25 protein-coding genes and 1 other annotated feature are annotated in these 25,551 nt (G+C 55.4%); of the genes, 11 read left to right on the top strand and 14 right to left on the bottom strand.

Going from position 1 to position 25,551, the window contains the following annotated elements; all coding sequences use genetic code 11:
* Window positions 1–12 precede the first annotated feature (12 nt).
* The 8 genes from hemH to ACOTYH_RS05050 all read right to left on the bottom strand — a co-directional run bounded on the left by hemH (window position 13) and on the right by ACOTYH_RS05050 (window position 8,036).
* Complete coding sequence (gene hemH / locus ACOTYH_RS05015; protein ID WP_017383216.1) at window positions 13–975, bottom strand: ferrochelatase; 963 nt, start codon at window positions 973–975, stop codon at window positions 13–15.
* A gap of 124 nt (window positions 976–1,099) precedes the next feature.
* Window positions 1,100–1,744, bottom strand: a complete 645-nt coding sequence (gene adk / locus ACOTYH_RS05020; protein WP_006809841.1) for an adenylate kinase — start codon at window positions 1,742–1,744, stop codon at window positions 1,100–1,102.
* Between the two features lie 218 nt (window positions 1,745–1,962).
* On the bottom strand, window positions 1,963–3,837 hold the full coding sequence (htpG, locus tag ACOTYH_RS05025) for a molecular chaperone HtpG (RefSeq protein ID WP_032670453.1): 1,875 nt from the start codon (window positions 3,835–3,837) through the stop codon (window positions 1,963–1,965).
* 110 nt (window positions 3,838–3,947) lie between these two features.
* Window positions 3,948–4,553 (bottom strand): recombination mediator RecR, encoded by a 606-nt coding sequence (gene recR / locus ACOTYH_RS05030; RefSeq protein ID WP_006809843.1) that lies wholly within the window; start codon window positions 4,551–4,553, stop codon window positions 3,948–3,950.
* Entirely contained in the window at window positions 4,553–4,885 is a 333-nt protein-coding gene (locus ACOTYH_RS05035; protein ID WP_003858972.1) for a YbaB/EbfC family nucleoid-associated protein, read from the bottom strand. The genes recR and ACOTYH_RS05035 overlap by 1 nt, the downstream gene beginning before the upstream one ends.
* A 53-nt stretch (window positions 4,886–4,938) precedes the next feature.
* Window positions 4,939–6,867, bottom strand: coding sequence for a DNA polymerase III subunit gamma/tau (gene dnaX, locus ACOTYH_RS05040; protein WP_017383214.1), 1,929 nt, complete (start codon window positions 6,865–6,867; stop codon window positions 4,939–4,941).
* Window positions 5,545–5,609 (bottom strand) — a sequence feature (DnaX frameshifting element). Its footprint overlaps the gene before it by 65 nt.
* 88 nt (window positions 6,868–6,955) lie before the next feature.
* A complete protein-coding gene (gene apt / locus ACOTYH_RS05045) occupies window positions 6,956–7,507 on the bottom strand; it encodes an adenine phosphoribosyltransferase (protein ID WP_000127359.1) in 552 nt (183 codons plus the stop codon).
* A 151-nt stretch (window positions 7,508–7,658) separates the two neighbouring features.
* The gene (locus tag ACOTYH_RS05050; RefSeq protein ID WP_015571246.1) at window positions 7,659–8,036 is read right to left on the bottom strand and encodes a DUF454 family protein; all 378 of its coding nucleotides are present in this window, start codon (window positions 8,034–8,036) and stop codon (window positions 7,659–7,661) included.
* A gap of 50 nt (window positions 8,037–8,086) precedes the next feature.
* Here ACOTYH_RS05050 and priC point away from each other — a divergent pair, with 50 nt between their 5' ends.
* Together priC and rsmS are read left to right on the top strand one after the other, a co-directional pair.
* A complete protein-coding gene (gene priC / locus ACOTYH_RS05055; RefSeq protein ID WP_047734340.1) occupies window positions 8,087–8,614 on the top strand; it encodes a primosomal replication protein N'' in 528 nt (175 codons plus the stop codon).
* A gap of 12 nt (window positions 8,615–8,626) precedes the next feature.
* Window positions 8,627–8,803 carry a pleiotropic regulatory protein RsmS gene (rsmS, locus tag ACOTYH_RS05060; protein ID WP_017694394.1) on the top strand — a complete coding sequence of 59 codons (177 nt, stop codon included), beginning with the start codon at window positions 8,627–8,629 and terminating at the stop codon, window positions 8,801–8,803.
* Window position 8,804: 1 nt separating this feature from the next.
* Here rsmS and mscK read toward each other — a convergent pair whose 3' ends face one another.
* Both mscK and acrR read right to left on the bottom strand, forming a co-directional pair.
* The gene (gene mscK / locus ACOTYH_RS05065) at window positions 8,805–12,152 is read right to left on the bottom strand and encodes a mechanosensitive channel MscK (RefSeq protein WP_033486648.1); all 3,348 of its coding nucleotides are present in this window, start codon (window positions 12,150–12,152) and stop codon (window positions 8,805–8,807) included.
* Window positions 12,153–12,265: 113 nt separating this feature from the next.
* Window positions 12,266–12,919 carry a multidrug efflux transporter transcriptional repressor AcrR gene (acrR, locus tag ACOTYH_RS05070; RefSeq protein ID WP_015571247.1) on the bottom strand — a complete coding sequence of 218 codons (654 nt, stop codon included), beginning with the start codon at window positions 12,917–12,919 and terminating at the stop codon, window positions 12,266–12,268.
* Between the two features lie 141 nt (window positions 12,920–13,060).
* On the opposite strand from acrR, the gene acrA reads away from it, so the two are divergent.
* The 6 genes from acrA (at window position 13,061) to ACOTYH_RS05100 (ending at window position 19,898) form a co-directional block, all read left to right on the top strand.
* A complete protein-coding gene (acrA, locus tag ACOTYH_RS05075) occupies window positions 13,061–14,254 on the top strand; it encodes a multidrug efflux RND transporter periplasmic adaptor subunit AcrA (RefSeq protein ID WP_017694395.1) in 1,194 nt (397 codons plus the stop codon).
* 22 nt (window positions 14,255–14,276) lie between these two features.
* Window positions 14,277–17,423 carry a multidrug efflux RND transporter permease subunit AcrB gene (gene acrB, locus ACOTYH_RS05080; protein ID WP_015571248.1) on the top strand — a complete coding sequence of 1,049 codons (3,147 nt, stop codon included), beginning with the start codon at window positions 14,277–14,279 and terminating at the stop codon, window positions 17,421–17,423.
* A gap of 510 nt (window positions 17,424–17,933) precedes the next feature.
* Complete coding sequence (gene tomB / locus ACOTYH_RS05085) at window positions 17,934–18,308, top strand: Hha toxicity modulator TomB (RefSeq protein WP_006809850.1); 375 nt, start codon at window positions 17,934–17,936, stop codon at window positions 18,306–18,308.
* A gap of 27 nt (window positions 18,309–18,335) precedes the next feature.
* Window positions 18,336–18,554: an HHA domain-containing protein gene (locus ACOTYH_RS05090; RefSeq protein ID WP_015571250.1), complete on the top strand. Its 219-nt coding sequence runs from the start codon at window positions 18,336–18,338 to the stop codon at window positions 18,552–18,554.
* Between the two features lie 208 nt (window positions 18,555–18,762).
* On the top strand, window positions 18,763–19,314 hold the full coding sequence (gene maa, locus ACOTYH_RS05095; protein ID WP_015571251.1) for a maltose O-acetyltransferase: 552 nt from the start codon (window positions 18,763–18,765) through the stop codon (window positions 19,312–19,314).
* A 116-nt stretch (window positions 19,315–19,430) separates the two neighbouring features.
* A complete protein-coding gene (locus ACOTYH_RS05100) occupies window positions 19,431–19,898 on the top strand; it encodes a YlaC family protein (protein WP_023296041.1) in 468 nt (155 codons plus the stop codon).
* Here the strand turns inward: ACOTYH_RS05100 and ACOTYH_RS05105 are convergent.
* Window positions 19,870–21,330 carry a PLP-dependent aminotransferase family protein gene (locus tag ACOTYH_RS05105; RefSeq protein ID WP_058689252.1) on the bottom strand — a complete coding sequence of 487 codons (1,461 nt, stop codon included), beginning with the start codon at window positions 21,328–21,330 and terminating at the stop codon, window positions 19,870–19,872. The two genes, ACOTYH_RS05100 and ACOTYH_RS05105, sit on opposite strands and share 29 nt — an antisense overlap.
* Before the next feature lie 101 nt (window positions 21,331–21,431).
* Between ACOTYH_RS05105 and ACOTYH_RS05110 the strand changes: the two genes are divergently transcribed.
* The gene (locus tag ACOTYH_RS05110) at window positions 21,432–22,142 is read left to right on the top strand and encodes a GNAT family N-acetyltransferase (RefSeq protein ID WP_047057871.1); all 711 of its coding nucleotides are present in this window, start codon (window positions 21,432–21,434) and stop codon (window positions 22,140–22,142) included.
* On the opposite strand, the gene ykgO is transcribed toward ACOTYH_RS05110, so the two are convergent.
* Both ykgO and ACOTYH_RS05120 read right to left on the bottom strand, forming a co-directional pair.
* A complete protein-coding gene (ykgO, locus tag ACOTYH_RS05115) occupies window positions 22,139–22,279 on the bottom strand; it encodes a type B 50S ribosomal protein L36 (protein ID WP_003859006.1) in 141 nt (46 codons plus the stop codon). The genes ACOTYH_RS05110 and ykgO overlap by 4 nt on opposite strands.
* 2 nt (window positions 22,280–22,281) lie before the next feature.
* Window positions 22,282–22,542 (bottom strand): type B 50S ribosomal protein L31, encoded by a 261-nt coding sequence (locus ACOTYH_RS05120; protein ID WP_015571255.1) that lies wholly within the window; start codon window positions 22,540–22,542, stop codon window positions 22,282–22,284.
* Window positions 22,543–22,759: 217 nt separating this feature from the next.
* Here ACOTYH_RS05120 and ACOTYH_RS05125 point away from each other — a divergent pair, with 217 nt between their 5' ends.
* Window positions 22,760–24,328 (top strand): EAL domain-containing protein, encoded by a 1,569-nt coding sequence (locus tag ACOTYH_RS05125; RefSeq protein WP_015571257.1) that lies wholly within the window; start codon window positions 22,760–22,762, stop codon window positions 24,326–24,328.
* On the opposite strand, the gene ACOTYH_RS05130 is transcribed toward ACOTYH_RS05125, so the two are convergent.
* Entirely contained in the window at window positions 24,321–24,593 is a 273-nt protein-coding gene (locus ACOTYH_RS05130) for a metal-sensing transcriptional repressor (protein WP_015571258.1), read from the bottom strand. The two genes, ACOTYH_RS05125 and ACOTYH_RS05130, sit on opposite strands and share 8 nt — an antisense overlap.
* A gap of 134 nt (window positions 24,594–24,727) precedes the next feature.
* On the opposite strand from ACOTYH_RS05130, the gene ACOTYH_RS05135 reads away from it, so the two are divergent.
* The gene (locus ACOTYH_RS05135) at window positions 24,728–25,543 is read left to right on the top strand and encodes a nickel/cobalt efflux protein RcnA (protein WP_045907189.1); all 816 of its coding nucleotides are present in this window, start codon (window positions 24,728–24,730) and stop codon (window positions 25,541–25,543) included.
* The last annotated feature ends 8 nt before the right edge of the window (window positions 25,544–25,551 follow it).

The following is a 25,551-nucleotide window of genomic DNA, read 5'->3' on the forward strand; positions in this document are numbered from 1 at the left end:
CCCGTAACGCGATCAGCGGCGGGTGGTGACCAGTGACACCATCATGTCGATGTGTTCAGGGGAGTCGTTAAGCGCAGGAATGTATTCGTATTTCGTTCCGCCCGCCTCCATAAAGAACTCTTTGTTCTGGACAGCAATCTCTTCCAGCGTTTCCAGACAGTCCGCCGAGAAGCCCGGCGACATCACCTGAATGTGCTTCACGCCCTTCTCGCCCAGCATCTTAAGCGTTTCATCAGTATACGGGGTGAGCCACGGTTCACGGCCGAAGCGCGACTGGAAGGTCATCATCACCTTCTCAGGCGGCAGGCCGAGGGCGGAGACCAGCTCGCGGGTGGTATCGCGGCAACGCTGGGGGTAATCATCCCCTTCGTTCGCGAAACGCTGCGGAATACCGTGATAGGAGAGCAGCAGCAGATCCGGCTCGCCGTGTTTTTCAAACGACGCGCGCGCGCTGCTGGCAAGCGCCTGAATGTACAGCTCGTTATCGGCGTAGTCGCGGATAAAGGTGATACCCGGTATACGGCGGCGGGTCGCCAGAATGCGCGCCAGTTCGTCCCAGACGGCAGCTACCGTGGAGCACGAATACTGCGGATAAAGGGCCAGCACCACAATGTGTTCAACGCCCTGCGCCAGCAGAGAGTCGACGGCGCTTTCCAGGGACGGCTTACCGTAGCTCATGCCGAGCGCAACGGGCATGTCCGGCAGGCGGGCGGCCAGCGCCTTCTCCTGACGACGGCTGTACACCATCAGCGGCGAGCCCTCTTCCATCCACACGGACTGATAGAGCTTTGCCACACGCGGGGAACGAATCGGCAGAATGACGCCACGCAGCAGTGGCCACCACAGCAGTCTTGGGGTGTCCACGACGCGCGTGTCGCTTAAAAATTGTCGCAGGTAGCGTTTGACCGCCGCTGGAGTAGGTGCTTCTGGGGTGCCCAGATTGGCAAGCAGGATGCCGGTTTTCGCCTGACTCATTCACGCCTCTTAACCATTTGATAGGTTGTCAATTGTAGCGGAAATGCGTTTAAACGAAACCCATTGCTGTAATAGGTAAGATGAGAATTTTTCTCACCCGGGGCTCCGGGTGAGAGAGGTGTGCTTAGCCGAGGATTTTTTCCAGCTCTGCACGTACGTCAGCCACGGCTTTGGTGCCGTCCACTTTCGCGTATTTGGTGTTACCCGCCTGCGCTTCTTTGGTGTAGTAGCCGATCAGCGGTGCGGTCATCTGATGATATTCCACCAGGCGTTTACGCACGGTTTCTTCCTGATCGTCTTTACGGGTGGTCAGCTCTTCGCCGGTCACGTCGTCTTTGCCTTCAACCTTAGGTGGGTTGAATTTGATGTGGTAAACGCGGCCAGAAGCAGCGTGTACGCGACGGCCAACGATACGGTCAACGATCAGCTCGTCTGGTACGTCGAACTCCAGCACGTAATCCACGTTGATGCCCGCTTCTTTCATGGCGTCAGCCTGAGGAATGGTTCGCGGGAAGCCGTCCAGCAGGAAACCGTTACGGCAGTCTTCCTGAGCAATGCGCTCTTTAACCAGCGCGATAACCAGTTCGTCGGTCACCAGTTTGCCTGCGTCCATGATGTCTTTCGCTTGTTTACCCAGCTCGGAGCCAGATTTAACAGCGGCGCGCAGCATGTCACCGGTGGAGATTTGCGGAATACCGTATTTCTCCATGATGAACTGAGCCTGAGTTCCTTTACCCGCGCCCGGAGCGCCAAGCAGAATAATACGCATTGCGAAAATCCCCTCAAAAGTCGATTCAATTTTTCAAAAAGCGCTAAACAATACCACCAGAACGGGTATGGCTCAAGGAAGGCGGGAAGGCTGAAACGGTTAACGGGGGGAGATAATTTGGCTTCGGGCGGTCTGGTGCCCTCACCCTAACCCTCTCCCACAGGGAGAGGGAACTCTTTCACCCTCTCCCTGTGGGAGAGGGCCGGGGTGAGGGAAGATTACGCCAGCAGCAGCGCATTCACACGTTTAATGAACAGGTTAGGATCTTCCAGCGTACCGCGCTCGGCCAGCAGGGACTGATCCAGCAGCAGTTCAACCCACTCCGCAAAGCGGGCGTCGTCCTGGGTATCCGCCGCGCGTTTCACCAGCGGGTGATCCGGATTAAGCTCAAAGATATATTTCACATCCGGCACGGCCTGGCCCGCCGCAGCGAACAGTTTCGCCATCTGGGTGCTCATTTCGTCCGCATCGGTGGTGACAATGGCTGGCGTATCGGTCAGACGGTGCGTGAAGCGCACCTCTTTCACGCGGTCGCCCAGCAGCGTTTTAACGCGCTCAACGAACGGCTCCAGCGCCTTCTCGGCTTCTTTCGCGCTGTCGTCCACTTCATCCGCCAGCTTATCGATAGACTCGTCGGCTTTGGCAACGGACTGGAAGGATTTACCGTCGAACTCGGTCAGGTAGTTCATCATCCACTCGTCGATGCGGTCAGACAGCAGCAGCACTTCGATGCCTTTCTTACGCAGCAGTTCCAGATGCGGGCTGCTCTTCGCTGCCGCATAGCTGTCGGCGGTGATGTAGTAGATCTTCTCCTGCCCTTCTTTCATGCGGGAGACGTACTCTTCCAGCGACACGGTCTGGGCGGAGGAGTCGTTGTGCGTAGAGGCGAAGCGCAGCAGTTTAGCGATAGCTTCCACGTTCGCAGTATCTTCCGCCGGACCTTCTTTCAGCACCAGGCCAAACTGTTTCCAGAAGGTCTGGTATTTTTCCGCATCGTCCTTCGCCAGTTTTTCCAGCATCTGCAACGCACGTTTGGTCAGGGCGTTGCGCAGGTTACGGGTGACGGTGCTGTCCTGAAGAATTTCACGGGAGACGTTCAGCGGCAGATCGTTGGAGTCTATCAGGCCACGCACAAAGCGCAGGTAGTTCGGCATGAACTGCTCGGCGTCGTCCATAATGAACACGCGCTGCACGTACAGCTTCAGGCCGTGCTTGTGATCGCGGTTCCACATGTCCCACGGCGCCTGCGCCGGAATGTACAGCAGGCTGGTGTACTCCTGCTTCCCTTCAACACGGTTGTGGCTCCAGGTCAGCGGATCGGTGAAGTCGTGGGCGATGTGCTTGTAAAACTCGTTGTACTCGTCGTCTTTAATTTCAGCTTTATTACGCGTCCACAGCGCCTGCGCCTTGTTGATTTTCTCCCAGGAAACCACGGTTTCGCCGTCTTTCTCTTCCTGTTTTTCAATCTCTACCGGCAGCGCGATATGGTCGGAATATTTGCTGATGATGGAGCGTACGCGCCAGTCGTTCAGGAAATCGTCTTCGCCTTCACGCAGGTGCAGGGTGATTTCGGTGCCGCGATCCGCTTTGGTGATGTCATCAACGGTGTATTCACCTTCACCTTTAGACTCCCACAGCACGCCATTCTCGGCGCTGTCGCCCGCGGCGCGGGTGCGCACGGTGACTTTGTCCGCCACGATGAACGCCGAGTAGAAGCCTACGCCGAACTGACCGATCAGCTGGCTGTCTTTCGCCTGGTCAGAGCCCATGGACTCAAGGAACGCTTTGGTGCCGGATTTGGCGATGGTCCCGAGGTGGTCAATCACCTCGTCGCGGTTCATCCCGATGCCGTTATCGGCGATGGTCAGGGTGCGGTTCTCTTTATTAAACGAGACGCGCACGCGCAGCTCGCCGTCGCCTTCATACAGATCCGGGTTAGACAGCGCGCGGAAGCGCAGCTTATCCGCCGCATCAGAGGCGTTGGAAATCAGCTCACGCAGGAAGATTTCTTTGTTGGAATACAGGGAATGGATCATCAGGTGCAGAAGCTGTTTTACTTCTGACTGGAAACCACGGGTTTCTTGTCCTTTCATCTAAGTCGACCTCAACAATGCCATTTAATGGGGTTGTAAAACGTTGAGTGAGAGATGGGGATAAGGGGAGGAATTTTCAAGCGGAGGCCGCGCGCGCAGCCTCCGTTTGGTCAGAAAATAATCTTGTGACGTCCGGCCAGCGAGTGTGACAGCGTGGTGCCGTCGACCATCTCCAGCTCACCGCCGACCGGCACGCCGTGGGCGATGCGGCTGGCGTCAACGCCGTACTGCGCGCACAGTTCGGCGATGTAGTTGGCGGTTGCCTCCCCTTCCACCGTCGGGTTGGTGGCGAGGATCACCTCTTTGATGGTTTCCGACTCCAGGCGCTGCTCCAGGCGATCGAGACCAATATCGTCCGGGCCGATGCCATCCAGCGGGGAGAGATGCCCCATCAGCACGAAATAGCGGCCGGAAAACTGCCCGGTTTGTTCGATGGCGTAGATGTCCGCCGGACTCTCCACCACGCAAATCTGACCGTTTTCCTGACGACGCGGGTTCGTGCAGATGTTACATACGTCCTGCTCGGTAAAGGTCCGGCAATCCGCACAGTGGCCAATTTCTGACATGGCGCGGGTCAGAGCCTGCGCCAGGCGCATCCCGCCGCTGCGGTCGCGCTGCAATAGCGTAAACGCCATACGCTGCGCCGACTTCGGGCCAACGCCCGGCAGGCAGCGCAGTGCTTCCATTAACTGCGTGAGCAGCGGACTGGTTTGCATCAGAATGGCATCTTAAAGCCCGGCGGCAGTTGCATACCGCTGGAAACAGAGGCCATTTTCTCTTTCTGGGTTTCGTCGATACGGCGAGCGGCATCGTTAAACGCGGCTGCAACCAGATCTTCCAGCATCTCTTTGTCGTCTTCGAGCAGGCTCGGGTCGATTTCAACGCGACGGCAGTTATGCGCACCGTTGATGGTCACCTTGACCAGACCGGCACCGGATTCACCCGTGACTTCCAGCTGAGCGATCTCTTCCTGCATCTTCTGCATTTTTTCCTGCATCTGCTGAGCCTGCTTCATCAGGCCACCCAGACCGCCTTTTCCACCAAACATAGGCTTCTCTCTTCTTTCACGTTAAGGATTACAACCGTAAGTCAGACTCACGATCAAATGGGGCGAATACTCTCTTCATCCAGATCGGCGTCGAAGAACCGACGCAGGGTCTGGATGTTGTTATCCGCAATTATCGCCTCGCGCGCCTGCGCGAGCTTCTCTTCATAAATGGCCTGACGCCACTCGAGCGGCGTTTTCACCGCCGGATTATCATCTTCAATGATAGTCAATTCAACCGGTACACCCTGTAATGCGGTAAGCGCCTCGGCCAGCGCCTTTTGCGCGCCAGGGGAGTTGAGGTGCCGCTGGCCAGGGCGCAGGTGCAGACGCACCTGATTACCGTCCTGCTCTTTCCAGGCGTTCAGCGCGACCTGCTCCACCAGCTTCGGCAGTTGCAGTTTGCTGACCTCGGCGGCCCAGGCATCGCGCTCAATGGATTCTTCCGCGAGCTTCGCGGATAGCTCCGGCGTTTTTTCATGCTCCAGCGCCTTTTTCAGCGCTTTTGGCGTGGCGACCACTTCCTTGACCGTTTCAACAACGGTGGTCGCCTTCCAGCGGTATGCCTCTTCTTTCGCCGGGGCTTTTTGCTCGAGCGCGGACGGTGCCGGACGCGACTGCACGCGCTCCGTTACCGAGGCCAGTCGTTCAAGCGCGGCGTTGTTCACCGGCCGCGCTCTTGCAGGCGCTGCCGGTTCACTCTTTTTTGGTTTGGTTGCTCCCTGCGCACGTTGCAACTGGCTTCGTGCGGCAAGCACCGAACTGGTGGCATCCGACAGCGGCACGTTTTGCGGCGGCGGCGATGCCGGTTGCGGTGGCACCTGCTGCGGTGACATTACCGCGGTCGGCGCAACCGGCGCAAAGGACTGCCGGGGCGTTTCCGGCTCCGGCAATGGCTTGCGCGGATGGAAGGCCAGCGCGCGCAGCAGCGTCATTTCAACGCCCATCCGGCGATCCGGTGCAAACGGCAGCTCTTTGCGGCCAATCAGCAGCGTCTGATAATAAAGCTGAACGTCAGCCGGCGGCACGGTGCGCGCAAGTTCACGCATCCGCTGTTCAATGGTCGCCATGTCCGCGCCAATGGCCGACGGAGACAGTTGCAGCATCGCCACGCGGTGCAGCAGGCTGAGCATCTCGACCAGCAGCGCTTCCCACTCAATGCCACGGGCAGCGGCGTCGTTGACGAGGGTCATTACCCGCTCACCGTTGGCGGCAATCATCGCTTCAATAAGCGACAGCGCCTGATCGTCATCCAGCGTGCCGAGCATAGTGCTGACCGCGTCGGTGGAGAGTTTACCGTCACCGCTGGCAATCGCCTGATCGGTCAGGCTCAACGCATCGCGCAGGCTGCCGTCCGCGGCACGGGCCAGCAGTTGCAGCGCACGTGGCTCGTGGACAATGTTCTCTTCATCGAGGATATGCTCAAGCTGAGCGCGGATCTGCTCAACGTCGAGCGCCTTCAGATGGAATTGCAGGCAGCGCGAGAGGATCGTGACCGGCAGCTTTTGCGGATCGGTGGTCGCCAGCAGGAATTTGACATGCGCAGGCGGCTCTTCCAGCGTTTTCAGCAGGGCGTTGAAGCTGTGGCGCGACAGCATGTGCACTTCATCGATCAGATAGACCTTGAAGCGGCCACGCGCCGGGGCGTACTGCACGTTGTCGAGCAGATCGCGGGTGTCTTCCACTTTGGTGCGCGAGGCGGCGTCGATCTCAATCAGATCGACAAAACGCCCCTGCTCGATCTCACGACAGTTGTCGCACACGCCGCACGGGGTGGCGGTGATCCCGGTTTCGCAGTTCAGACCTTTTGCCAGCAGACGGGCAATAGAGGTTTTACCGACGCCGCGGGTGCCGGAAAAAAGATAGGCGTGATGGATGCGACCTAGCGACAAGCCGTTCGCCAGGGCCGTCAGCACATGTTCCTGACCGACAACGTCAGCAAAGGTTTGTGGTCGCCATTTACGGGCTAACACCTGATAACTCATGGGCAGGCTCTGCAACGCTGGAAGGTGAATTAATGGAGGGGAATGCTATCACAACCTCACCCATTGAGCGAGGTTGTGAGATACGGGATTAATGTCCCGGGAATGGCACCAGGCTGTAGCTGGTAATACCCTGTTTTTCCAGGCGCTGCTCGCCGCCGAGATCGAACAGGTTGATGATGAATGCCGCGTCGGTCACTTCCCCGCCCAGACGACGGATCAGCTTCACGGTCGCTTCGATGGTGCCGCCGGTTGCCAGCAGATCGTCCACCACCAGCACTTTGTCGCCTGGCTTGATGGCATCAACGTGAATTTCCAGCTGATCGGTGCCGTATTCCAGCTCATAGCTCTCAGCAATGGTTTCACGCGGCAGTTTGCGCGGCTTACGCACCGGCACAAAACCCACGCCCATCGCCAGCGCAACCGGTGCGCCAAACAGGAAGCCACGGGCTTCAGTACCTACTACTTTGGTGATCCCGGCGTTTTTATAACGCTCAACCAGCAGTTCAATGCTGAGGGCGTACGCTTTCGGGTCTTCCAGCAAGCTGGTGACATCGCGGAAAAGAATGCCAGGTTTTGGATAGTCCTGGATACTTTTGATGCTATTTTTCAGATATTCAAGCTGCTGTGCAGTTGCGGTCATCGGTTTGTGCCTAAATGAAACAGTGTTACTCACGGCGCGCGACGAGTCGGTCAAAGTAACAGTTGTTTAACCTTTGACCAGGCGCACCTGTGCTCGAAAACGGTCGAATTTACTGGCTGTGCGCCATAATTGCAACCGCCATGATGAGGCTTCAGTGCTTTTGTTGCTTTTCATCAACCACGGGGATCCGCCACATAAAGATCAGCAGGCAAACCAGGATCGCCAGCAGCAGAATGCGCACCCACATCATTTTCACCAGCCATAACGAGACGGCGAAGGTGATCAGGATGAAGGCAATGGCGCGCGGCTTGGCCCCGGGCGGCATGGCCCGGTGTTTTTGCCAGTGCCGCAGGTAGCCGCCAAACCACGAGCGGTACAGAAGCCAGTGGTGAAAACGCGGCGACGAGCGGGCGAAGCACCAGGCGGCCAACAGGATAAACGGGGTGGTCGGCAGCAAGGGTAAAACCACACCCAGCGTGCCCAGCACTACCGCGAGCCAGCCAATGATGATTAAAATAGTACGCTGCATAATGCGAATCGTTATCAAACTGAACGGCTACTTTACCACTGGAGAGCGCCTTGAAAACAGCACTGCTTCTTGAGAGGCTGCAAAATCAGCTGATCGCGCTGCGGGCGCAGGCCACGCCGTTGATGGGCCACGCCACGCTGAAACCGCGCTTTGACCGACAGCTCTTCCGCACCCGCAGCACCGTCATTGAGGATTATCTTGCTGAAGCGCAGACCAATCTCGACGAGCTTCGTCACGCGGTTGAGAGTGAACAGCAGGAACAGGTCGCGTGGCTTGCGGAGCATCTTACCGAGCAGATCACCGCCCTGCACCGGGAAATCGCCGCCTGGCCGTTACGGGCGTGGGACAGCGCCTCGCCGGGACTCGGAAAATGGCAGCGCAAGCGGCTGGAGAACCAGGAGTTTGAGCGCCGTCTGTTTGAGATGAAGCGCGAGCGCGAAGCCCGCCTGAACAACAGCGAAACGCTGGAAGAGCAGCAGTTATTAATGCGTGAAATCAGCGCGCTGGAAGGCCGCATCGTCCGCTGCCGTCAGGCGCTGGATGAGATTGAACGCGTCATCGAACGCCTGACCCGTTAACAGGAGCCACTGATGTCACTGGAAAATGCCCCCGACGAGGTCAAGCTGGCCGTCGATTTAATTATGCTGCTGGAGAATCACGAGATCCCGGCGGAGACGGTGCTGAAAGCGCTGGAGATTGTGCGACGAGATTTTGAGGGGAAACTTCCCCCTCACCCTACCCTCTCCCCAGAGGGGAGAGGGAAATAGATTAGGCGGGAGTAGGGTCGTCCCCCTTAATCTCGCGCTTCACTTCCGTATGCTCATCGCCTTTCTCGTTGCGCAGATGAACCTCAAGCTGGTTAAAGGCGATATTAATATCGTTTTCACGACACAGACGGTCAATGGTGCGGTTCAGCTCATCGACGGTGTAGCTGCGATCGCGCAGTTCGCGTACGTACAGGCGCAGCTCATGATCCAAAGTGCTCGGCCCGAAGGTGGTGAAGAATACCGCTGGCGCAGGATCGTGCATCACTTTTGGATGGTCAGCTGCCGCCTTCAGCAGTACCTCTTTCACCTTGTCCAGATCCGAGCCATAGGCCACCCCGAGTCGGATCACCACGCGAGTGGTGGTATCCGAGAGCGACCAGTTGATCAGACGCTCGGTCACAAACGCTTTGTTCGGGATGATCACCTCTTTACGATCGAAGTCGGTAATGGTGGTCGCACGAATGCGGATCTTGCTGACGGTCCCGGAGAAAGTACCGATGGTGACGGTATCGCCGATACGCACCGGACGTTCGAACAGGATAATCAGGCCAGAGACAAAGTTACCGAAGATCTCCTGCAAGCCGAAGCCCAGACCCACCGACAACGCCGCCGCCAGCCACTGGAGTTTATCCCACGAGACGCCCAGCGAGCCGAATACCGTCATCGCCCCGACAATAATAATGACGTAGTTCAGGATGGTGGTAATGGCGTACGACGCCCCCTGACGCAGGTTCAGCCTTGAGAGCACCAGCACTTCCAGCAGACCCGGCAGGTTGCGGATCAACGCCCAGGCAACCACTGACGACACCAGCGCAAAGAGCAGGCTGCCCATGGTGACGCTTTTCATTACCGCAGCGCCCGCTTCGGTACCGTTGTATTGCCAGAGCGTGATACTGTCGAGGTAGGCGAAGACGGTAATTAAATCAGACCAGATGGCCCAGAACATCACCGCAAACAGGGCGATCATCACCAGCATGGTAATACGCATCGTTTGCTGGTTAACCTGCTCCAGAGCAATGGTCGGCTCTTCCTGCGGCTCTGCCCCTTCAGCCCCCTCTTTCACCTGATGCTGCCGACGGGCAACAGCACGACGATACGCAATGCGGCGCGCCGCCACGCTCAAACCACGCAGCACGGTCTGGAACAGCAGGTTCCATACAATCACCAGATAAACCGTTTCGATCCAGCGGCCGGACAGACGCAGCGTGGTATAGAAGTAACCCGTCGCCGTCAGCACCATCAGCGCCAGAGGAATGATCGCCAGTACAGTTACGGTAGCCAGACGAAGATTGTGGGACTCTTTATCCCGCCAGCTGTCGCGGCACATTGGCCACATCAGAACGGCAATCAGCAGCAGGTTCAGCATAATCACCAGTTGCCCCAGCACGTCATCCATCAGGTGCAGCGGGGAAAGCTCCGCCACAACTGACCAGAAGTGCAGCGGCAGCAGCGCGAGGCTGATGCGCACAATCTGGCGACGCCAGTGGCTGGTGAGTTTTTCCGGCATGTTGAAGTGGCGGACGGCGACGCCATCTTTTTCCAGCACTTTCCAGCACAGACCAAACACCAGCCAGAACAGCGCCAGCTTCTTGCTGAACGCCCACAGCAGATCGCTGATATTCAGCTGCATGGTCAGCAGGATCAGGCCCACGGCGAGTATCAACAGGCAGACCGGCAGAGCACGGATCAGATCGATCAGGATCGCTTTCGGGGTGTGCAGCTGGCTGTCGTTACGCAGTTGCCCCACTTCCGAGGCCAGCTTCGCCTGGTACTGTTTCAGCCATTTCAAACGCCAGCGTATGACGCCAGCGATGAGCAGCAAAGGCAGCCCCGTCAGGAAGGCGATCATCACCGCAGGCCAGGCTTTCTCCCAGTTCACGGTAATTTTCATGCTTTTGATCTGGGATTTCAGCGTTTCCGGGAAAGATTTAAACCAGTCCCAGTCCATGGGTTTATTGCTGTTCACCCAGAAAATCTGCTGGGTCAGGATCTCCTGGAGGCTTTTAGAAACGCTCACCAGCTGCTGCTGGTTGATTTGCAGGTTAATCGCCATCATCAGCTGGTTGCCCAGCTGCTTGTTAAGCTGATCGAGCAATTCGCGGCGCATGTCCACCACCTGCAACAGCGCGTCGTGAACTTCAGCGTTCACTTCACCTGAATGGCCCTCTTCCACTTTGGCAACGAAGGTATCGCTCTGAAATAGCGCATCGCGCTGCTGGTTAACGTCAAACTGTTCAAGACGCAAATCCGCAATGCGGTTGGTCATGTCTTCCAGCTCGTCGGCGGAAGGCAGCGTCTGCTGTTGCTGGTAGAGAATGCGCGACAGCAGCAGGCTGCCCTTCAGGACGGCAATCTGCTCCTTGACGTTGCGCTCGGCCTGCAAAGCGCGATCCAGCCAGTTTTTGACCTTAATATTTTGCTGCACCAGCGCGCTGCCGTTTTCAGTCGCCTGAATCAGACGCTCGCTCAGCTGGTGGTTAATCTCCAGCTCCTGCTTCACCAGCGGGTTGGCCTGAATACGGGCCGTCTCGTCTGGCGAAACCGCTTCCTGCGCCGTTTTTTCAGTCAGTGTCAGGCGCTTGCTGTTCACCGCTTCCTGCAACAACTGAAGCTGATGCTCAAGCCGGTTGATATTCGCGGTCACGTAGTCACGCTGTTTTTGCAGCGCATCCTGTAGCACCGTGTTGCCTTCCAGACTCTTACGCTGCTGTTCAATCTCCGCGTTTAGCAGCGTCTGCTGGATGTTCAGCAGCGTTTGCTGGGTGGGACGAAGCGCCCCTTCCCCCACGGTGATGCCATTCAGACGGTTACGTATCTGCTGTAGCTGTTGCGACGCCGAGTACATGGCGTTCTGCACGCGCTCAGGCTGGGTTTGCAGCGAAACCAGCTGGCTGTTGTAGGTTGAGAGATCGGATTGCGCCGTTTGCAGATCGTCCAGCAGCTGCGCCACGCGCGACTCAAGCTGGCGCAACGACAGCGTGGCAAGCGTTTTTCGGGTTTCATCGTCGTTATCGACGTCGCTGAGCGCACTCAGCGCCTCCGTTGCCTTACGCATGTTCTCCGGCGCCTGAGCGACCTTCTGCCGTAGCTGGGCCGTTTCGGCTTTGATGCGTTCGATCTTGTCCAGCGTTTCCAGGGTTTCCGTCAGATCCTGCTGAACGAGTTTTTCCTGGGCGGAGAGATCTTTTTGCTTATTCAGGGTGTCGAGTTGCGACTGAACATCAGCACGCGTGGGAATGTCACTGCCGTTGTCTGCACGGGCCCATGAAAGCGGCGCGGCTGCAAAGTAAAACAGCAGGATCAAAAACAGGGCCAGAACAGGATGTTGCGAGCGATTGATGTGCAGCATAGTTGTGAATGTGATGTGAGAAATGACCGGAAATAGTCGGGCATGAAGGATATCACGCCCGGCTGAAGCAGAATAGTACGACGGAAAGGGTCTACGATTTTTCCCATGCCCGATCAGGCAGAGCGCGGGCTAAGTTTACTTTGAAGGGTCGGACAGAGCTGGCACATCTCAAGAAAAATTTCGACGTAGCTGCGCGCCTCTGATCTGAGATCGAACGACTCCGGAGCAAAAAGCCAGTTTTCCATCAGGCCGGAAATATAGCTGCGCATCAGGATCGCCGCCCGGCGGGTGAGTAATGTGGCAGGAAGCATTTTGGCCTGCATGCACTCCGTGAGGACCTGTTCGATGCGATCGTAGCTTTCCAGACACAGGTCGCGCTGCGCCTGTTGAACCACCGCCATTTCACCAACGAACTCACATTTATGGAAGATGATTTCCATCATCAGACGACGACGCTCTTCAACAACCGTCGCTTCAAGGATATATACTAGAATTTCTCTTAACACTGAGAGTGGATCGTGAGGGAATTTTGCCCGATACTCACTCTCAAGATCGCTAATGCTGGACTCTGAAAGCTCCCAGATTTCACCAAACAGATCGGACTTGTCTTTGAAATGCCAGTAAATCGCTCCCCGCGTGACGCCCGCGGCCTGAGCAATCTGTGCCAGCGAGGTTGCCGAAACACCCTGCTGTGAGAACAAACGCATTGCCACATCCAGAATGTGTTGTCGGGTTTCCAGCGCTTGTTGTTTGGTTTTTCGTGCCATACGTTGATGAATTTACAGGAGTCAGATTTACATACATTTATGAATGTATGTACCATAGCATGACGATAATATAAACGCAGCAATGGGTTTTTAGACTCAGGACCCTTGATCAATTTGAAATCGGACACTCGAGGTTTACATATGAACAAAAACAGAGGGTTAACGCCTCTGGCGGTCGTTCTGATGCTCTCAGGCAGCTTAGCGCTTACAGGATGTGACGACAAACAGGCTCAACAAGGAGCTCAGCAGGTGCCAGAAGTTGGCGTCGTGACGCTCAAATCCGAACCTCTCCAGATGACAACAGAACTACCGGGCCGCACCAGCGCCTACCGCATTGCGGAAGTGCGTCCGCAGGTGAGCGGTATCATCCTGAAACGTAACTTCACCGAAGGCGGTGATGTCAAGGCAGGCGAGTCTCTGTATCAGATTGATCCAGCAACCTATCAGGCGTCTTATGAGAGCGCTAAGGGCGATCTGGCTAAAGCCGAAGCGGCAGCCAAAATCTCGCAGCTGACGTTGAATCGTTACAAGAAACTGCTCGGCACGCAGTACATCAGCCAACAGGATTACGATTCTGCCCTGGCCGATGCACAGCAAGCCAACGCAGCCGTTGTGGCGGCGAAAGCGGCGGTAGAAACCGCGCGTATTAACCTGGCCTACACCAAAGTGACCTCCCCTATCAGCGGTCGCATTGGTAAATCAGCCGTCACCGAAGGTGCGCTGGTGCAGAACGGTCAAACCAACGCGCTGGCCACCGTGCAGCAGCTCGACCCGATCTACGTTGACGTCACCCAGTCCAGCAACGATTTCCTGCGTCTCAAACAGGAGCTGGCTAACGGCACCCTGAAACAGGAAAACGGTAAAGCCAAAGTGGAACTGGTTACCAACGACGGTATCAAGTTCTCACAGACTGGCACACTGGAATTTTCTGATGTGACCGTCGATCAGACCACCGGCTCTATCACCATCCGGGCCATTTTCCCCAATCCGGATAAAACCCTGCTGCCCGGTATGTTCGTACGCGCCCGTCTTGAGGAAGGGACTAACCCAAGCGCCATTCTGGTTCCTCAGCAAGGTGTGACCCGTACGCCACGCGGCGATGCGAGCGCACTGGTTGTGGGTGCCGATAACAAAGTCGAAACACGCAATATCACTGCAACGCAGGCGATTGGCGACAAGTGGCTGGTAACGGAAGGTCTGAAAGATGGCGATCGCGTAATTATTACTGGTTTGCAAAAAGTTCGTCCTGGTGCGCAGGTCAAAGCTCAGGAAGTGAAATCTGACGACAAACAACAAGCGTCGGCCGCTGGCCAGTCAGAACAAACCAAGTCTTAACTTAAACAGGAGCCGTTAAGACATGCCTAATTTCTTTATCGATCGCCCCATATTTGCGTGGGTGATCGCCATAATCATCATGCTGGCCGGGGGACTTGCGATCCTGAAGCTGCCTGTCGCGCAATATCCAACGATTGCGCCGCCGGCAGTGACGATCTCCGCAACCTATCCGGGCGCTGATGCCAAAACGGTGCAGGATACCGTTACGCAGGTTATCGAACAGAACATGAACGGTATCGATAACCTGATGTACATGTCCTCAAACAGTGACTCAACCGGTACGGTTCAGATCACCCTGACCTTTGAATCCGGTACGGATGCGGACATTGCACAGGTTCAGGTGCAGAACAAATTGCAGCTGGCGATGCCTCTGCTGCCGCAGGAAGTACAACAGCAGGGCGTGAGCGTCGAGAAATCGTCCAGTAGCTTCCTGATGGTTGTCGGCGTGATCAACACCAACGGCACCATGACGCAGGAGGATATTTCCGACTACGTGGGCGCCAACATGAAGGACGCCATCAGCCGTACGTCTGGTGTGGGTGACGTTCAGCTGTTCGGTTCCCAGTACGCGATGCGTATCTGGATGGATCCGAATAAACTGAACAACTTCCAGCTGACGCCGGTTGACGTGATCAGCGCAATTAAAGCGCAGAACGCCCAGGTTGCCGCCGGTCAATTGGGTGGTACACCGCCGGTGAAAGGCCAGCAGCTTAACGCGTCGATCATCGCGCAAACGCGTCTGACCTCCGCCGATGAGTTCAGCAAAATTCTGCTGAAGGTGAATCAGGACGGTTCGCAGGTTCGCCTGCGTGACGTGGCGAAGGTTGAGCTGGGCGGTGAGAACTACGACATCATTGCGAAGTTCAACGGTAAACCGGCTTCCGGTCTGGGTATCAAACTGGCGACGGGCGCGAACGCCCTGGACACCGCGACGGCTATCCGTGCAGAACTGAAGAAGATGGAACCGTTCTTCCCGTCAGGTCTGAAAATCGTTTATCCGTATGACACCACGCCATTCGTTAAAATTTCGATTCACGAAGTGGTGAAAACCCTGGTTGAGGCGATCATTCTCGTCTTCCTGGTGATGTACTTGTTCCTGCAAAACTTCCGCGCAACGCTGATCCCAACCATCGCCGTGCCGGTTGTACTGCTCGGGACCTTCGCGGTGCTGGCGATATTTGGCTACTCGATAAACACCCTGACGATGTTCGGGATGGTGCTCGCCATCGGCTTGCTGGTGGATGACGCCATCGTGGTGGTCGAAAACGTCGAGCGTGTCATGGCGGAAGAAGGCCTGCCGCCGAAGGAAGCAACCCGTAAATCAATGGGCCAGATCCAGGGCGCGCTGGTCGGTATCGCGATGGTACTGTCTGCGGTATTTATCCCGATGGCCTTCTTTGGCGGCTCTACCGGTGCGATTTACCGTCAGTTCTCCATCACCATTGTTTCGGCGATGGCGCTGTCGGTACTGGTTGCACTGATCCTGACGCCAGCCCTGTGCGCGACGATGCTGAAGCCGATTCAGAAAGGCGGTCACGGCGAGCATAAAGGCTTCTTCGGCTGGTTCAACCGCATGTTTGATAAGAGTACGCACCACTACACCGACAGCGTGGGTAATATCCTGCGCAGCACCGGTCGTTACCTGCTGCTCTATATCATCATCGTGGTGGGCATGGCTTTCCTGTTCGTTCGTCTGCCAAGCTCGTTCCTGCCAGATGAAGATCAGGGCGTGTTCCTGAGTATGGCGCAGCTTCCGGCCGGTGCGACGCAAGAGCGTACGCAAAAGGTGCTGGATGAGATGACCGACTACTTCCTGACCAAAGAGAAAGACAACGTCGAATCCGTGTTTGCGGTTAACGGCTTTGGCTTCGCGGGTCGTGGTCAGAACACCGGTATCGCCTTCGTTTCTCTGAAAGACTGGTCTGAACGTCCGGGCGCAGAGAACAAGGTAGAAGCCATTACCGGCCGCGCGATGGGCACCTTCTCACAGATTAAAGATGCGATGGTCTTCGCCTTTAACCTGCCAGCGATTGTTGAACTGGGTACGGCGACCGGCTTCGACTTCCAGCTGATTGACCAGGGCGGTCTGGGCCACGAAAAACTGACTCAGGCGCGTAACCAGCTGTTTGGCGAGGTGGCAAAACACCCTGACCTGCTGGTGGGCGTTCGCCCTAACGGTCTGGAAGATACGCCGCAGTACAAGATCGATATCGACCAGGAAAAAGCGCAGGCGCTGGGTGTTTCCATCAGCGACATTAATACCACGCTGGGTGCAGCCTGGGGTGGCAGCTACGTCAACGACTTCATCGACCGTGGTCGCGTGAAGAAAGTCTACGTGATGTCCGAAGCGCAATACCGTATGCTGCCGAACGATATCAACAACTGGTATGTTCGCGGCAGCGATGGCCAGATGGTGCCATTCTCCGCCTTCTCAACCTCGCGCTGGGAATACGGTTCACCGCGTCTGGAGCGTTATAACGGCTTGCCATCGATGGAAATCCTCGGTCAGGCAGCGCCGGGCCGAAGCACCGGTGAAGCCATGAACCTGATGGAAGAACTGGCTAGCAAACTGCCTGCGGGTGTCGGCTACGACTGGACCGGCATGTCCTATCAGGAACGTCTGTCCGGTAACCAGGCCCCTGCCCTGTACGCCATTTCACTGATTGTGGTGTTCCTGTGTCTGGCGGCATTGTATGAGAGCTGGTCGATTCCATTCTCCGTTATGCTGGTGGTTCCGCTGGGGGTTATCGGTGCGCTGCTTGCCGCAACGTTCCGTGGGCTGACCAACGACGTTTACTTCCAGGTGGGCCTGCTGACAACCATTGGCTTGTCGGCGAAGAACGCGATACTAATCGTGGAATTCGCCAAAGATCTGATGGAGAAAGAAGGAAAAGGCCTGATTGAAGCAACGCTGGAAGCCGTTCGTATGCGTTTGCGTCCAATCCTGATGACGTCCCTGGCATTTATCCTCGGCGTTATGCCGCTGGTTATCAGCTCCGGCGCGGGCTCCGGCGCACAGAACGCAGTAGGTACCGGCGTAATGGGTGGGATGGTAACCGCGACCGTTCTTGCGATCTTCTTCGTACCGGTGTTCTTCGTGGTGGTTCGCCGCCGCTTCAGCCGTAAGAATGAAGACGTTGAGCACAATCATTCGGTAGAACATCACTGATACCGGTTTCACATGATAAAAAGGCCGCATTTGCGGCCTTTTTCTTTTTCAGAAAAAATCATAAAATAGACCTATTGCCTTTCTATTTATTTTCCTCCTTTTTAATAAGGCCTATCATAATAGGCCGATAACTTACACCAGGAACTCAGCATTCTTTTATTATCATTTCGTGACGTAAATTATTCGGACTATTCCTAAGCAATGGAAAATATCTGAAGATATCTGGTTTCGGACTTCACATGAAACTTTGCGCTAACTCAATGAATTCTAAGGAACCGATAAAAATCGTCTTTTTTATTGATTAACGCGTTCGCTGCAAAAGGTAGATTTGCGTAAAGGCTCGAACAGTAACGATTTAATTGTAATTTTTCGTAATAGCGCGGTGAAATCTTGATCAGAGTGGCTTATAGTTAGAGTTATCAGGAACACAGCTCCCGTGTGGCTAAGCAAGTTGTATCCATCCCGACATGATGTTCGGTGAGTAAAAAATCACTCAGAAGGGGATGCGCTATGGACGAGTACTCGCCAAAAAGGCATGATATCGCGCAGTTGAAATTTCTCTGCGAATCCTTGTACCATGACTGCCTTGCCAATCTTGAAGAAAGTAACCATGGCTGGGTGAACGATCCAACGTCTGCTATCAATTTACAGCTCAACGAGCTGATCGAGCATATCGCCACCTTCGCACTTAATTATAAAATTAAGTACAATGAAGATAATAAGTTGATAGAGCAAATTGATGAATACCTGGACGACACCTTTATGTTGTTCAGCAGCTACGGCATTAACGCACAGGATTTGCAGAAATGGCGTAAATCAGGAAACCGTCTATTTCGCTGCTTCACTAATGTCAGCAGAGCTAATCCGGTTAGTCTTTCCTGTTAAAATTATTACAATTACTAAGGTGAATTTATGTCTGATAAACCATTAACAAAAGTCGATTATTTGATGCGCCTGCGACGCTGCCAGTCAATTGACACCCTTGAACGAGTTATTGAGAAAAATAAATACGAGCTGTCTGATAATGAACTGGCGGTATTTTATTCAGCTGCCGACCATCGTCTTGCTGAGCTGACCATGAATAAACTGTATGACAAGATCCCCTCTTCGGTGTGGAAATTTGTTCGTTAATCGTTGAAGAGAGACTGTAAAGGCATTACGCCCGTTGTTAAGCTGAATTTACCTTTCGAATTACGCTTCAAATGCAAACGCCAGGTTCCCGTATAAAACGTATTTATGCGCAAGAATGTTGTGACTCCCGTCACAGCCACTTTTAGGGAACGTTCCCTTTCTGGTTAATCCTCTTTACGCTGCGTAAAACGATTCCAGAGAGGTTCCCATGAGTGAAGAAAAACAGAAGATGATTGCAGGTGAATATTACCGCCCTGGCGATGACACGCTGAGGGCTGACCGTTTACGCGCGCGTCATCTTGTTCACCGCTATAACCATACCGCACCCGATGAGAAGGCCGAACGTCGCGCCTTATTAGCTGACCTGCTGGGTCAAAGCGAAGGTGCCTATATAGAGCCAAGCTTCCGCTGCGACTACGGGTATAACATCTATCTGGGCAACAATTTTTACGCTAACTTCGATTGCGTCATGCTGGACGTCTGCCCTGTCCGCATTGGCGATAACTGTATGCTTGCGCCGGGAGTGCACATTTATACGGCCACGCATCCTCTGGACGCGACCGAACGTAACAGCGGGCTGGAGTACGGTAAACCGGTCACCATTGGTGATAATGTCTGGATCGGCGGACGCGCGGTGATTAATCCAGGCGTGACCATTGGCGATAATGCGGTTATCGCTTCCGGCGCGGTAGTGACCAAAGACGTGCCGGCCAATGCGGTAGTGGGCGGGAATCCGGCGAAAATCATTAAAATGATCTAAGCGCATCCTGAGTAACTGTTATGCTTTTTCCTGGCATAACTGTTACTTTCATCGCATAAACCCCTCTCATAAAATAGGCAGATCACCTGTATTTTTAACAATCATAAAGGCAAAAAATGACAGAGATACAGCGCCTGCTTACCGCCACCATCGACGATCTCAATACCCGCGAAAAGCGCGACAATCGCCCGCGCTTTAGCATCAGCTTTATTCGCAAACACCCCGGATTGTTCGTCGCCATGTACGCCGCCTGGCTGGCAACGCTTATCGTCATGCTGAAGTCTGAAACACTGGTCGATTCCGTCTGGCTACTGGTTGTGCTGTTCGTGGTGTTTAACGCATTTTTCTTTTTCGACGTCAATCCGCGTTACCGGTATGAAGATATCGACGTACTCGATTTCCGCGTGTGCTACAACGGGGAGTGGTACAACACGCGTTACGTGCCGAAGGAGCTGATCGACAATATCCTGCTCTCGCCGGCCGTCGAAGCCGGGCAAAAAGAGAAGTTGCAGAAAATGGTCATCACTAAGGGCCAGCTCTCTTTTTATGATGTCTTTACCCTTTCCCGCCCCACTGCTGTGTAATGAGCGCCTGAAGACGTCGGATACCCGGCGCAAACTGCGAAGCAGAGGTATTACCGTAACCTAAAACCAGACCGGTTTGCCCCTGCTTCGTCTCAAGGTAATACCCGCTCAGCGCAGCGGGTGCCAGCTGAAGCGCTCTCGCCTGCTCCACCAGCCGCTGGTCGTCGATACCGTCAATCGCCAGCGTCAGGTGCATTCCCCCTTCCCCGGCAAGAACACGGTGCGGCGTATGAAGCTCTGCGCTCAGCACCTCCCGCAGCTGGCGGTAACGCTTACGATAAAGGCGGCGCATGGCGGCAAGATGTCGTGCATAGTGGCCTTCCTCAATAAACAGCGCCAGGGTGCGCTGTTCAGCGCGATGCCCGCCGCGCAGCAGCGAGCCGATGGCCGGACGCGCCGCCTTCGCCAGCGCTGGCGGTAACACCATGAACCCCATCCGGAGCGATGGAAACAGCGTTTTGCTGAACGTCCCCAGATACACAACGGGCGCATTGTTGACCATTCCGAGCATCGCCGGGACGGGCTCACCGGTATAACGAAATTCGCTGTCGTAATCATCCTCAATGATCCACGCGCTGTGCTGCCGGGCCAGTTCCAGCAGCGCCAGACGCCGCCGCGCGCTGAGCACGCTTCCGCAAGGGAACTGATGCGATGGCGAGGTAAAAATCAGCGTGGGTGAAGGCGCAGACAGCCCTTCCCAGCACATCCCCTCGTCATCCACCGGTATGCCGGACATCGCCAGGCCGGTTTTGACGAAAGCGCTTTTGGCGCCGCTATAGCCGGGATTTTCCACCCAGGCAACATCCCCCGGCTCGCTTAACAGCATCGTGCACAGATTGACGCCCTCCAGCGCCCCTTCGGTTATCACAATCTGGCTGGCATCGCAGTCAATGCCGCGGGACAGCGCAAGGTGGCGGGCAACGGCGGCCCGCAGCGTCGGCTCGCCGGCCGGGTCGCCATACCCTAACAGGGTGCTTCCCTCCTCGCGCAGAACACGATCGTACAACCGCCGCCACAGCGGTAAGGGGAAATAGTTGATGGCAGGCGTTCCCGGCGTAAACGCCATCACCGGGGTGTCGCGCAGCACAGGCGCGGGCAGCAGGGCGACACGTTTTGTCAGCCTGACGTCCGGGTCCGGTAATGTCCGGGTAATCGTCCGAGGAGCGAATTGCCCCACCCGCGTACCCTGGCGGCTACGCAGCAAATAACCTTCGAGCGTGAGCTGGTCCAGCGCCGCATTGACGGTGTTTCGGGACACCGAGATCTGCTGCGCCAGCGTTCGCGAGCCGGGCAAATGGCTGCCGGACCGAAGCCTTCCGCACAGTATGGCCTCCCGCAAAGCAAGATAGAGCGCACGCTGGAGCGTCTCTTCCCCACGTTTTTTCAGCGCAGCATGGAGCAAGGTGTAAAGCTCATCACCCGGTATATTCATCATTCCTCCTCGTGGTACCAGAAAAACATAGCCTGGTGGTTCTTTTTAAGGAACCAGCAATTCATTAATCTGGAGATCTTTTCAATATGATGGGAATAAAGATGAATACATTCAATGAGTTTGGACAACCTGTAGGTGAAAGCCTTTTCGACTGGCAGCCTCGCCCGCACCCGTCCCGGGTGATACTTCAGGGTCGCTATTGTCGGCTTGAGCCGCTGCGCGTGGAGCATGCCCCGGCGTTGTTCTCTGCGTATTCCCTGGCCGGAGATACCCGAAGCTGGACGTGGCTGCTGCGTGAACCCGATGCCACCGCAGAGGAGTTTGCCGAATGGGTGGCGAGCGTGAGCGAATTAGCCGATCCCATCCACTTTACCGTTATCGATAACCAGACCCAGTCTCCTGTCGGGACGCTGTCCCTGATGCGGATCGATCCTAAAAACGGCGTTGTGGAAGTGGGACATGTTCACTTCTCGTCACTGTTAAGTCGCACGCCCATGTCGACAGAAGCGCAGTATCTGCTGATGCGGTACGTGTTCGATACCCTGGGCTACCGGCGTTATGAATGGAAGTGCAACAGCCTGAACGAACCCTCCCGCAAAGCGGCTCTGCGTCTGGGCTTTCAGTTTGAAGGGCGTTTTCGCCAGGCGCTGGTCATTAAAGGCCGAAACCGGGACACCGACTGGTTTTCAATTCTCGACAAAGAGTGGCCAGCGCTGGCGAGCGCGTTTGAAAGCTGGCTTGCCACCGACAATTTTACCGCCGATGGCAAACAGAAAAGCGCCCTGGAAAGCTGGCGAGAGACGCGCGTTTAGCGTCTTTTTTTACGTCCCTGCACCGCCTTAAAGCGCGGGTTAGATTTGCAGATCACGTATAAGCGTCCCTTGCGTTTGACTATCTGGCAATCCGGGTGACGCTGTTTTGCACTGCGCAACGAGTTCAGCACCTGCATGATTAGCCTCGCTTCGCATCAAGAAAGCCACCAAAACGCTTGCGGAAGCGTGCCGCGCTGCCATCCGTCGAGAAGGTCTTCTGTTTCCCGGTATAAAACGGATGTGATTTAGAGGAGACATCAAGGGTAACGTAGGGATACGTTTTCCCCTCCAGCTCAATTTCACGGTCTGTCTTAATTGTTGAGCCGACTTTAAAGTATTCATTAGCCGTGGTGTCGTGAAACACAACGGTGCGATAGGTTGGATGGATATTCGGTTTCATCTCTGGCCTTCATGTATTGTTATAACATAACAAAATACTATCTGAGCTTTGCTGCAAAAACAACCCCTGTCACGCACAGCCTGTTTTTGAAAGGTTGATTCAGATACCTGCCTGAGACTGTCACATGCTATAACTATATCATTTAGCGATAAAAAACTTTTTCTTCTGGCGCGCAAACTCCAGGCCCAAGGTGGGCATATGGAAAGGATAAAGCAGCATGCGAACCCGACATCTGGTCAGCCTGGTAACAGGCATACTGATCTTCTCTGTGCTGGTCCCTGTGTGCCTCAGTATCTGGCTGGCGCATCGTCAGGCAGAGGATAAATTTGTGGACGCTCTGGACAGCTATGCCTCGCGCGTCCTGATCCGTACCGACAGAGTCGTTGCGCAGGCAAAACAGGCGCTCACGCACCTACAGACATTCCACGCCCCACCCTGCACTCCCCCGCATTTACGCGAAATGCGTCGGGTTGAATTCTCATGGCGCTATATTCAGGAAGTGATGTATATCGATAACCTGAAGCCGCTCTGCTCATCCCTTGAACAATCCAGTAATACGGCGATCTTACCGCCCCCGATGCGGATCACCGCAGACGGGTATAGCGCGTGGCTCACCTCGCAAAACGACCTCGGCATTCACCGCTATATGGCCGTTCTGGGGAAAGGACATTATCTGGTGATGGTTGATCCTGCCTCGCTTGTGGATGTTGTCCCGTTTGGTGAAATTTCGATGGATGCCGCCCTGGTGGGCAGTGAAACCCATCGGATATTTGCCAGAAGCAATATTGTCGACCCGTATATTCTTTCTGTCGTTAAGGAGCAGCAGGACGTTACGCGCGTACAATACAACGGCTCGATGTACGTGTTGAAACCTGTACCCGAACTGGGGTTTACGGTGATCGCGTGGGCGTCGTTAAAACCGCTGGCGGAATCCTGGCACCAGCAGCTGATCATCTGGCTACCGGCTGGCATCTTGCTAAGCCTGGCTGCTGCCCTTATTGTCCTGCGCATCCTCCGCCGTTTGTTATCCCCGCGTAACCGCCTGATCGACGCGATCAACAACCGGGAGATCGAAGTTTACTATCAGCCCATCGTGGCGCTGTGCAGTGGAAAACTGGTGGGTGCTGAAGCGCTGATGCGCTGGCCGCAGCCAGATGGCAGTCACCTGTCGCCCAATCTCTTTGTGCCGCTGGCTGAGCAGACGGGGCTTATTTCAACGCTGACGCAGCTGGTGGTGAATAAGGTGTTTGAGGATTTAGGCGCCTGGCTGCATCATCATCCGGAACTGCACATTTCTGTCAACCTTGCGCCATCGGATTTAACGTCCCCCGAGTTGCCTCGCCAGCTGAGTCAGTTGCTCAACAAATGGGGCGTCCACCCGCGCCAGATCGCCCTTGAATTAACCGAGCGCGGCTTTGCCGATCCCGCCGTCAGCGTGCCTGCCATCGCTGCGTTTCGCCGCGCCGGGCACGCTATCTACATTGATGATTTTGGTACAGGTTACTCCAGCCTGAGCTATTTGCAGGACCTGGATGTCGATACCCTGAAGATTGATAAATCCTTTGTGGATGCGCTGGAGTACAAGAACGTGACTCCCCACATCATCGAAATGGCCAAATCGCTTAAACTGGCGATGGTCGCAGAAGGCATTGAAACTGAAGGGCAGATTGAATGGTTGCATCGCCACGGCGTGCAGTACGGCCAGGGCTGGTATTTCAGCAAGGCACTGCCTAAAGAGGATTTCATTCTCTGGGCCGGGCACAACCTGGAGAAGCACATTACTTAAGGTACGATTTGATCACCTGCATCACGACCCCGAGATCGGCCTCGCGCTGCGCTTCCTCTGGCTCTTTCACCACGTGATCGGTTAAATGTCCCTCAATTACTTGCATCATCATGCCGTTTACCGCGCCCCTGATCGCCGCCAGCTGCTGTAACACCTCGGCGCATTCATGATCGCTGTTGAGCATTTTTTCCAGCGCAGCGCTTTGCCCCTGAATTTTTTTCAGGCGGGTCAATAACTTCTTTTTATCACGAACTGTGTGTGACATCGCTTAGCTCCTCTTAGGTGGCGTAAAAAGCATATCACGCTCTACTCCCCCTGGGTATTTTTCTACTGGGGGGTAGTATTATACTACTGGGGGGGAGTAGTATTCTCGGCATGTTTTCCACCCCGGAATGTTCAATGAACGCTTTTTCTTCTCTTCTTCAGCAGGGTAACGCCTGGCTGTTTGTCCCCAGCGCCATCCTGCTTGGCGCGCTCCACGGCCTCGAGCCAGGCCATTCAAAAACAATGATGGCGGCTTTCATTGTGGCGATCCGCGGTACGCTGAAACAGGCTGTGTTGCTTGGGTTGTCCGCAACGCTGTCTCATACGGCGGTCGTCTGGATCATTGCGATGGCAGGATTAGGGTTTGGTCGGGGATGGGACGCAGATACATCTGAGCCCTGGTTTCAGTTGATTTCCGGGGTTCTGATCGTGTTGATCGCCCTGTGGATGGCGTGGCGAACCTGGCAGGAGAGCCAGCCGCATCACCACCATGATGATCATCATCACCATCATGATCATCACGACCACGCGCATCATCACGACCACACGTCTCCTCTGGTTGAAGAGGAGTGGCAGGATGCCCACCAGCGCGCACACGCCCAGGACATTAACCGACGCTTCAACGGTAAAGAGGTCACCACCGGGCAAATCGCGCTATTCGGCCTGACCGGTGGGCTTATCCCCTGTCCGGCCTCCATTACGGTGCTGATGATCTGCCTGCAACTGAAACATTTCGCGCTCGGCGCCACGCTGGTGTTCAGTTTCAGTATCGGACTGGCGCTCACTCTCGTCGCCTCTGGCGCAATTGCCGCATTAAGCATGAAACATGCGGCGAAGCGCTGGCCCGGCTTTAGCGCCTTTTCGCGCAAGGCGCCGTGGATCTCAGCGGCACTGATCGCGGTAGTCGGGATTTATATGAGCATTCACGGCGCAAGCGGGATCCTGAGATAAGCATTGCG

Origin of the sequence: Enterobacter cloacae complex sp. SHL001 (genome assembly GCF_049236825.1) — a bacterium.
GTDB lineage: Bacteria > Pseudomonadota > Gammaproteobacteria > Enterobacterales > Enterobacteriaceae > Enterobacter > Enterobacter hormaechei_C.